The following is a 9,575-nucleotide window of genomic DNA, read 5'->3' on the forward strand; positions in this document are numbered from 1 at the left end:
AGCCGATGACCTTCAAACAAAAAATACTTCAACATCATATGGTATTGTTGCAAGACAAAATCGATGTCTATCGCGATATGATTTCCGGTTTAGCCGATGATGCTCAGAATGATGCTAAAAGCTCTGCCGGTGATAAACATGAAACTGCTTTATCGATGATGCATCTGGAACAGGAAAAGCTAAGCGCTAAGCTGCAAGAAGCGATTCATTTCAAAGAAATCCTGAGCAAAATTGATGTTTCGATGGATAGTGATAAAGTGATTTTAGGAAGTTTGGTTAAGGCGAATAACCTGCAACTTTTTATCAGTGCTGCATTGCCAAAAATTACCATTGACGGAATTTCCGTTTTAGCACTTTCGCCGCAATCTCCATTAGGTTCGCAATTAATAGGGAAAGAGGTTGGGGACGAAGTTGAGGTTAACGGTTCAAAATTTACCGTAGAAGCTGTTCAGTAATTTGTTATTTTAGCGTTTCAAATCGTTTAAAATGAAACTGAAGCACTATATTTTTTTACTTCTTGTAGTTACAACTGTTCAGGCACAGAAGAAAATCCAAGCCGATTTCATCATCACCAATGCTAAAATTTACACCGTAAATAAAGATTTCACGATTACACAGGCGATGGCTGTAAAAGACGGAAAAATTCTCGAAGCCGGAACCAATTCTGTTGTTCAGAAAAAGTTTTCTTCAGCCAAAATTATTAACGCCACAGGAAAATTTATTTACCCGGGTTTTTACGATGCTCACGCTCATTTTCATAGTTATGGTTTAAACTTACAACGTGTCGATTTACGCGGAACCAGAAGCTTTGATGAGGTTTTGGCTAAAATTGTGGCTTTTCAAAAAGAAAAGAACCTCGATTATATTCAAGGAAGAGGTTGGGACCAAAACGATTGGAAAGTAAAAGAATTTCCAACCAAAGCAGAACTTGATAAGTTGTTTCCCAATACACCGGTAGCCATTACCAGAATTGACGGACATGCTTTGCTTGCCAACTCCAAAGCACTTCAAATGGCAGGAATCACGACGAAAACAAAAGTGGAAGGCGGCGAAATCGAAATCAAAAACGGACAACTTACCGGAATTATCATCGATAACCCAATGGAATTGGTCTACAACAGCATTCCGAAACCATCCAAAGCTACAGAAGTAAAAGCTTTGCAAGAGGCTGAAAAAGTCATGTTTGATTACGGTTTAACGACCATAAACGAAGCAGGTTTAGAGCGTGAAACCATAGAATTAATTGATAGTCTGCAGCAAGCAAATCAATTGGATATTAATGTTTATGCGATGGCGATGGCTTCTAAAGACAACGTCGATTATTACACACAACTCGGCATTTATAAAACAGATAAACTTAATGTGCGCTCATTTAAATTTATGGGTGACGGTGCTTTGGGTTCTCGTGGCGCTTGTCTGCATAAATCTTATTCTGATAAACCAAAGCATTTCGGTGCGTTGTTGTCTTCAATTAAAGATATTCGTTCAATCGCGCAGCAAATTGCAGATTCAGAGTATCAGATGAATACCCACGCTATCGGAGATTCTACCAATTCGGTTTTACTGAAAATCTACAAAGAAGTTTTAGCCGATAAACCCAACCGAAGATGGAAAATCGAACATGCCCAAATCATGAGAGAAGCTGATTTTGATTACTTTAAATTTGGTATCATTCCTTCAGTTCAACCAACACACGCTACTTCGGATATGTATTGGGCAGAAGAAAGAGTAGGGAAAGACCGCATCAAAAATGCTTACGCCTACAAAAAAATACTCAATCACGCCGGATTAATTGCCTTAGGTACTGATTTCCCAATTGAAGAAGTCAACCCGATGTACACCTTTTACGCCGCCGTTACCCGCAAAGATTTGAAAAATTATCCAGAAGGCGGCTTTCAGTCAGAAAACGCTTTGACTCGTGAAGAAGCTTTAAAGGGAATGACAATCTGGGCAGCCTATTCCGATTTTGAAGAAGATGAAAAAGGCAGTTTAGAGCCTGGAAAGTGGGCGGATTTTACCATTTTTGAGACTGATATCATGACTATGGATATTGGTGCGGTGCCTTATGTTAAACCTGTAAATACTTTTATCAAAGGAAAGCAAGTGAAGTAACACAATCATAAACTTTAATCATCTGTAATTACAATCTGTAATTCATAACGCTACTTTTTATCTTTAAGAGTTACACTTTCTATATCAAATTTTTATTTTTTGTTTAAAAATGTAATTAAAATTAATTTTAAGATTTCAATATAAAACTTTAAAACGCAATTTTGTTTCATTATAAAATTTAAATGAAATAATTATGTGCGGAATTTTAGCAGTAATCGGAAAAGATGTCGAGGCACAAAAAGTACAACAGCTATCCAAAAGAATGGCGCATCGCGGTAAAGACGAAAGCGATATGCATGTTACGGAAAAAGGATATGTTTTGTGTCACGAGCGTTTGTCAATTGTAGATTTAAAAAGTGGGAAACAACCAATCCAAGGAACAAATAGCGCCTGGATGGTTCACAACGGTGAAATTTACAATCACGAGCAACTGCGAAATTCAGTTTTAGCACATCATTCGTTTCGTACGGGTTCTGATTCCGAAGTAATTGTGCATTTGTATGAAGAATTCGGATATGATTTCTGCGATCAATTAGACGGCATTTTTGCCTTTGTAGTGATCGATGGCGACGATTTTATTGCTGGTCGCGATCCGCTTGGTGTTAAGCCGTTGTATTACGGAAAAGATTCTGAAGGACGTTTGTATTTCGCTTCTGAAATGAAAGCTCTTGCCGATCAATGTGAATCGTTTGAAGCCTTTCCTCCAGGACATTATTACACGCCAAAAACGGGTTTTGTAAAGTACTATCAACCGAAATGGGAAGATGAAACTCTAGCTGTTGAAAAGTTGGATTTGAAAGCTATCCGTGAAACTTTAACCGAAGCCGTTCGCAAGCGTTTGATGAGCGATGTTCCGGTTGGAGTATTGCTTTCAGGTGGCTTGGATTCTTCACTAACATCGTCCATCGCGGCTAGATTGTTGAAAGAAACCGATAAAAAATTACATTCGTTTTCTATCGGATTAGATGCAGCGGCTCCTGATGCAGTGGCGGCTCGTGAAGTAGCTAAATTTTTAGGAACGGAACACCACGAAATCCATTTCACTATTGAAGAAGGAATTCAGATTCTTGAAAAATTAATCTGGCATTTGGAAACATATGATGTGACTTCTGTTCGCGCCAGCACACCAATGTATTTCTTGTCGAAAGCAATTACCGATATGGGAATAAAAGTGGTGCTTTCCGGAGAAGGTTCTGATGAAATTTTTGGAGGCTATCTGTATTTCAGAAATGCGCCAAGTGTAGCCGATTTCCAAAAAGAAACAATTGAGCGTGTCCAACGATTATCTACCGCTGATTTATTGCGTGCCGATAAATCAACCATGGCGCACGGATTGGAAGCCAGAGTTCCGTTTTTGGACAAAGCGTTTTTGGAGTTGGCAATCAAAATTCAACCCGAAGAAAAAATGCCGAAAACCTACGATGGAATTGAAAAATATATCCTTCGGAAAGCATTCGATACACCTGAACAGCCTTATTTACCGGAATCGGTTTTATGGCGTCAGAAAGAGCAATTTTCAGATGGGGTAGGCTACAACTGGATTGATACGTTAATCGAATATTGTAGTGCAGAAGTAACCGATGAACAAATGGAGAAGGCGTCAGAACTATTTCCATACAACACACCAGTTACGAAAGAAGCCTATTTCTACCGAACCATTTTTCATAAATATTTTCCTCAGGAAAGTGCAGCAAAAACAGTTCGTAAATGGATTCCGAAATGGCAAACCAATCAAGACCCGAGTGGCCGTGCTAATGCCGCACACGTTCAGGCTGATACTACTATAGCGGCTCCCGCAGAAAAAGCAGTTGCATAAGTAAATGTAATTTTGTTTGTTTGTTCGAAGCGTCGGTGAAAACTGGCGCTTTTTTTGTGGAAAACATTCGTATTTTGTTGATAACTTACCTCTTGAAACGGTCTTTTTAGGTGCAAAATCAGCTTCGTTTTTCATATATTTGCTCGTTATACAAAAAAAACAGACATTCAGAATATAGATTATGAGCGAAGAAGTAAAGAAAAACAATTATTCGGCAGACAGTATTCAGGCGCTTGAGGGAATGGAACACGTAAGGATGCGTCCTTCGATGTACATCGGTGATACAGGGGTTCGAGGACTTCACCACTTAGTTTACGAGGTAGTGGATAACTCGATTGATGAGGCGCTTGCCGGACATTGTGATACTATTTTTGTAAGCATTAATGAAGATAATTCCATTACGGTTGAAGATAACGGACGTGGAATTCCGGTAGATATTCACAAGAAAGAAGGTGTTTCCGCATTAGAGGTTGTAATGACTAAAATTGGTGCCGGAGGTAAATTCGACAAAGATTCCTATAAAGTTTCCGGAGGTTTGCACGGAGTTGGGGTATCGTGTGTTAACGCGTTGTCCGATCATTTGAAAGCAACCGTTTTCAGAGAAGGAAAAGTTTACGAACAGGAATACGAGCGCGGAAAAGCGATGTATCCGGTAAAACAAGTTGGAGAAACTGACAAGCGCGGAACAACCGTTTGGTTCAAGCCCGACGGAACAATCTTCCAACAAACTCTGGAGTATTCATACGATACTTTAGCGGCGCGTATGCGCGAGTTGGCGTTCTTGAACAAAGGAATCACAATCACTTTAACCGATAAAAGAGAAACCGATAAAGACGGAAATTTCGTTGGCGAAACTTTCCACTCTAAAGAAGGTTTAAAAGAGTTTGTTAAGTTTTTGGATGGAAACCGTGTGCCAATTATCGGTCACGTAATCAGCATGGAAAACGACAAAGGAGAAGTTCCTGTGGAAGTGGCTTTGATTTATAATGATAGCTACTCTGAAAACATTTTCTCTTATGTAAATAACATCAACACCCACGAAGGAGGTACGCATTTACAAGGTTTTCGTATGGGATTAACCCGTACCTTGAAGAAATATGCCGATGCTTCCGGATTGTTGGATAAATTGAAATTCGAAATCTCTGGAGACGACTTCCGTGAAGGTTTAACAGCAATTATTTCGGTAAAAGTGGCTGAGCCTCAGTTTGAAGGACAGACCAAAACCAAATTAGGAAACAGAGAAGTAGTTTCGCCGGTTTCTCAGGCAGTTGCAGAGATGTTGGAGAACTATTTGGAAGAAAATCCAAACGATGCGAAAATCATTGTTCAGAAAGTAATTTTAGCGGCTCAGGCACGTCACGCAGCGAAAAAAGCTCGTGAAATGGTACAACGTAAAACCGTTATGGGCGGTGGAGGTTTACCTGGTAAGCTTTCAGATTGTTCGGAGCAGGATCCGGCAAAATGTGAAGTATTCCTTGTCGAGGGAGACTCCGCAGGTGGAACGGCTAAACAAGGTCGTGATCGTGCATTCCAAGCGATTTTGCCATTGCGTGGTAAGATTTTGAACGTGGAAAAAGCGATGCACCACAAAGTATTCGAAAACGAGGAAATCCGTAATATTTTTACAGCATTAGGGGTTACTATCGGAACTGAAGAAGATAGTAAAGCATTGAACCTTGAAAAACTACGTTACCATAAAGTAGTCATCATGTGTGATGCTGACGTTGACGGTAGCCACATTTCTACCTTGATTTTGACCTTCTTCTTCCGTTATATGAAAGAGTTGATTGAAAACGGTTACGTTTATATCGCGACTCCGCCTTTGTATATGGTGAAAAAAGGAAACAAAAAAGAATACGCTTGGACAGATGCTATGCGTGATGAAATCTCTGAAAGAATGGGCGGTGGAACATCAATCCAACGTTATAAAGGTCTTGGAGAGATGAATGCGGAGCAATTGTGGGAAACTACGATGAATCCAGAATTCAGAACGTTGCGTCAGGTTTCAATCGACAGTCTTGCAGAAGCGGACAGAATCTTCTCGATGTTAATGGGAGACGAAGTACCGCCTCGTAGAGAATTTATTGAGAAAAATGCGGCTTATGCTAAAATTGACGCGTAAGCTATTTGGAATATCGGGCTTGTTAGTGACTTTGTTGTTTTGTGAAACGGCTAAGTCACAAACATCCCAAACATTTGAAGACTTAGGGTATCTGTTAAACGATGCCCTTTTCTTTTCTGATCAATACATTACTCCGGCTACGGATGCTGCGGTGTATCAGGCAGCTTCGGGTTGGATGACTTCGCCTAAAAAACGCGAGTTGTGGGATGTAACTTTGGGTATTCATACCAATATTTTCTTTGTGCCTAATCGGGATAGAAGTTTTCAAATTCAGAATAGCGATTTTCAGTTTTTTGAAATTGAAGGTGCTACATCGGCAACCGTTCCGACTGCTTTAGGGGATGATACTCAAATTTATTTAGTGGGTGAATTAGATGGAGAAGAAATTCGGTTAAAAAGCCCCGAAGGTGTTAATCAGGAAACTATTTTCTATCCTTATCTGCAAGGTTCAATTGCATTGCCTTACGGTTTTGAAATCGTGGGTAAATATTCAACTAAAACCAAGTTGAAGAAAGGCGATTATCAGGTGTATGGTTTCGGTGTAAAACATAATCTGAATCAGTATTTCAAATCTTTGGAAGCTAAAAAAATCAATTTGGCAGCTTTAGCGGTATATTCTAAAGAGGATATTAGTTTTGATTTCATCAGCATTCCGACACAATACGGAAGTTTGGGGATAAATCGTTTAAATGGTTTGGTAGATACTTGGCAACTTCAACTTAGTGGTTCGAAAGAATTTAAAAATTTTGAACTGATGGCAAGTCTTATTGCAAACACAAGTAGTTTTAAGTATAAAGTAGGTGGTGAGAGAGGTGAAATCGAAGATTTTATTCCGCTTCAGGCAATTCTGAATGAAAAACTGGAAGAAATTTCGAAAACCAAAACTAATGTGATCGGAGAAATCTCGGGTCGTTATCAGATTAAAAAGTTCTACATTCAGCCGATTGTTGCCTTTGGGAAATTTGTTAACACCAATTTTTCTGTGCAGTATGAATTTTAATTCCTATATTTAGAACCTTAATTAACCAACCCAAAAAATTATATAATATCATGAAAGTAACAATAGTTGGCGCTGGAAACGTAGGTGCCACTTGTGCAGACGTAATCTCATACAGAGGGATTGCAAGCGAGGTAGTATTATTGGATATCAAAGAAGGTTTTGCTGAAGGTAAAGCGATGGATATTTCACAATGTGCTACGACTACAGGATTCAATACACGTCTTGTTGGTTCTACAAACGATTATACGAAAACGGCTGGAAGTGATGTAGTGGTAATTACATCGGGTATTCCTAGAAAGCCGGGTATGACTCGTGAAGAACTAATCGGAATCAATGCCGGAATTGTAAAAGGTGTGGCTGAAAATGTATTGAAGCATTCTCCAAACGCTATTATTGTTGTGGTGTCTAACCCAATGGATACGATGACCTATTTAACTTTAAAAGCAACAGGATTGCCTAAAAACCGTATCATCGGAATGGGTGGTGCGTTAGACAGTTCTCGTTTCAAATACTATTTGTCAAAAGCGTTGAACAAACCGTCTAATGATGTGGACGGAATGGTAATTGGAGGTCACGGTGATACAACCATGATTCCGTTAACGCGCTTGGCTTCTTATTGCGGAACGCCGGTTTCAACGTATCTTTCTCAGGAAGAAATGGACAAAGTAGCTGCTGATACTATGGTTGGAGGAGCAACTTTAACAGGTTTATTAGGAACTTCGGCTTGGTATGCACCGGGAGCTTCGGTGGCTTATTTGGTGGATAGTATCTTAAATGATCAGCGTAAAATGATTCCTTGTTCTGTGTTTTTAGAAGGGGAATACGGTCAGGAAGATATCTGTATGGGAGTACCTTGTATCATCGGTAAAAACGGTATCGAATCGATTGTTGATATCAAGTTAAACGATGCTGAAAAGGCTTTGTTTGCTAAAAGTGCAGACGCTGTTCGTGCGATGAACGGCGATTTGAAATCGGTTTTAGTATAATCCAAATTGAATATAAAATTGAAGACTGCTTCGGGCAGTCTTTTTTTTGATATAATTAAGAAATAAATTGGTAAATAGTATTGTAAAGTATATATTTGCTCGTTTTTGAAAAAAATAATTAATTTTTAGTAATAATGCAGAATAAAGGACTCATTAAATTTTTTGCAATTTTATTTGCATTGGTAAGTATTTACCAGCTTTCCTTCACGGTTGTTACCAATAATATTGAGAAAAAAGCGAAAGCTTTTGCCAATGGTGATTCTAAAAAAGAATTGGCGTATTTGGACTCAATTGGTAGAGAAAAAGTATTTTTAGGTAATACTTTTAATGAAGTAAGAGAAAAGCAAATCAACAAAGGTCTTGATTTGGAAGGTGGTATCAACGTAACCTTGCAAATTTCAGTAAAAGACGTATTAAAAGGATTAGCGAACAATTCTAAAAACCCTGTTTTCAACCAAGCGTTGTCTGAGGCAACAAAAAACAGAGAAGGAAATCAGGATTATTTAGATGCATTTTTCATCGCATTTGATAATGTTTCTAAAGGAAGTACAAAATTAGCATCGCCTGAAATCTTTGCTAACAGAAATCTTACCGAAGTAGATTCAAAAATGACTGATGCTCAGGTTAAGCCAATCATCAGACAAAAAGTTAAAGAGTCAATCGAGAGTGCGTTCAACGTATTGCGTGAGCGTATCGATAAATTCGGGGTTACGCAGCCAAACATCCAGAAAATTGGAGAGTCTGGTAGAATCTTGGTAGAATTACCGGGAGCGAAAGACGTAGACCGTATTACAAAATTATTGCAGAGTACTGCTCAGTTAGAGTTTTGGCAAACGTACAAAATGGAAGAAATCGGTTCTTTCCTTTTGTCGGCTAACGAAGCTTTAAAGAAAACAGAAAAACCAGTTGCTGCAGTTAAAGAAGAAGCACCAAAAACTTCTCAAATTGATTCCTTATTGACAGGGTCAACTTCAAAAGATACTACAGCTGCGGCTTCAATCGCTAACAGTCCTTTATTAGGATTGGTTAAAGGTGGTGGTCAGCCAGGTGGTCCGGTTTTAGCTTATTTCAGCCCGAAAGACACGGCTAAAGTAAACAGCTATTTAAAAAGAGATGATATCAGAGCTTTATTGCCAGCAGAACAGCGTTTCGCTCGTTTCGCTTGGGGTAAAGTAAATCCTAAATCACCTGAGGTTGTTGAATTATATGCTTTAAAAACCACTCGTGATAATGTGCCACCAGTAGGAGGTAGTGTTGTTACGGCTGCAAAAGACGATTTCAACCAATTAGGAAAACCATGTGTTACGATTCAGTTTAACGCTGCTGGCGCTAGAAAATGGGAAGATTTCACAGGAGAAGTTTCTAAAACTGTTGGATTTATTGCTATTGTTTTAGATAATACAGTTCACTCAGCACCACGTGTTGAAAAACCAATTCCTGGTGGAAGTTGTGAGATTTCAGGAGCATTCGAAATTTCTGAAACGAAAGACTTAGCAAACATCTTAAGAGCTGGTAAATTACCTGCTTCTGCAGAAATTG

At 39.0% G+C, this 9,575-nt stretch carries 7 protein-coding genes; all 7 read left to right on the forward strand.

Annotated features, from left to right (window positions below; all coding sequences use genetic code 11):
- Nucleotides 1-5: 5 nt before the first annotated feature.
- Nucleotides 6-455, forward strand: coding sequence for a GreA/GreB family elongation factor (locus RUH60_RS03245; protein ID WP_313805378.1), 450 nt, complete (start codon nt 6-8; stop codon nt 453-455).
- Between the two features lie 31 nt (nt 456-486).
- Entirely contained in the window at nt 487-2,112 is a 1,626-nt protein-coding gene (locus RUH60_RS03250) for an amidohydrolase (RefSeq protein ID WP_313805380.1), read from the forward strand.
- Nucleotides 2,113-2,305: 193 nt separating this feature from the next.
- On the forward strand, nt 2,306-3,928 hold the full coding sequence (gene asnB / locus RUH60_RS03255) for an asparagine synthase B (protein ID WP_313805382.1): 1,623 nt from the start codon (nt 2,306-2,308) through the stop codon (nt 3,926-3,928).
- Nucleotides 3,929-4,109: 181 nt separating this feature from the next.
- Nucleotides 4,110-6,050, forward strand: a complete 1,941-nt coding sequence (gyrB, locus tag RUH60_RS03260) for a DNA topoisomerase (ATP-hydrolyzing) subunit B (RefSeq protein WP_313805384.1) — start codon at nt 4,110-4,112, stop codon at nt 6,048-6,050.
- Nucleotides 6,031-7,050, forward strand: coding sequence for a DUF6588 family protein (locus tag RUH60_RS03265; RefSeq protein ID WP_313805385.1), 1,020 nt, complete (start codon nt 6,031-6,033; stop codon nt 7,048-7,050). Before gyrB ends, RUH60_RS03265 begins: the two co-directional genes overlap by 20 nt.
- 50 nt (nt 7,051-7,100) lie before the next feature.
- Nucleotides 7,101-8,036 carry a malate dehydrogenase gene (locus RUH60_RS03270; protein ID WP_313805387.1) on the forward strand — a complete coding sequence of 312 codons (936 nt, stop codon included), beginning with the start codon at nt 7,101-7,103 and terminating at the stop codon, nt 8,034-8,036.
- A 134-nt stretch (nt 8,037-8,170) separates the two neighbouring features.
- A partial coding sequence (locus tag RUH60_RS03275) for a SecDF P1 head subdomain-containing protein (RefSeq protein WP_409559646.1) occupies nt 8,171-9,575 on the forward strand: 1,405 nt, incomplete at its 3' end.

Origin of the sequence: Flavobacterium sp., from assembly GCF_032153895.1 — a bacterium.
In the GTDB taxonomy this organism is placed as follows: Bacteria; Bacteroidota; Bacteroidia; order Flavobacteriales; family Flavobacteriaceae; genus Flavobacterium.

Coding starts and splice junctions, on each gene's coding strand:
- RUH60_RS03245 (WP_313805378.1), top strand. CDS start 6: ATGACCTTCAAACAAAAAATACTTCAACATCATATGGTATTGTTGCAA.
- RUH60_RS03250 (WP_313805380.1), top strand. CDS start 487: ATGAAACTGAAGCACTATATTTTTTTACTTCTTGTAGTTACAACTGTT.
- asnB (WP_313805382.1), top strand. CDS start 2,306: ATGTGCGGAATTTTAGCAGTAATCGGAAAAGATGTCGAGGCACAAAAA.
- gyrB (WP_313805384.1), top strand. CDS start 4,110: ATGAGCGAAGAAGTAAAGAAAAACAATTATTCGGCAGACAGTATTCAG.
- RUH60_RS03265 (WP_313805385.1), top strand. CDS start 6,031: ATGCTAAAATTGACGCGTAAGCTATTTGGAATATCGGGCTTGTTAGTG.
- RUH60_RS03270 (WP_313805387.1), top strand. CDS start 7,101: ATGAAAGTAACAATAGTTGGCGCTGGAAACGTAGGTGCCACTTGTGCA.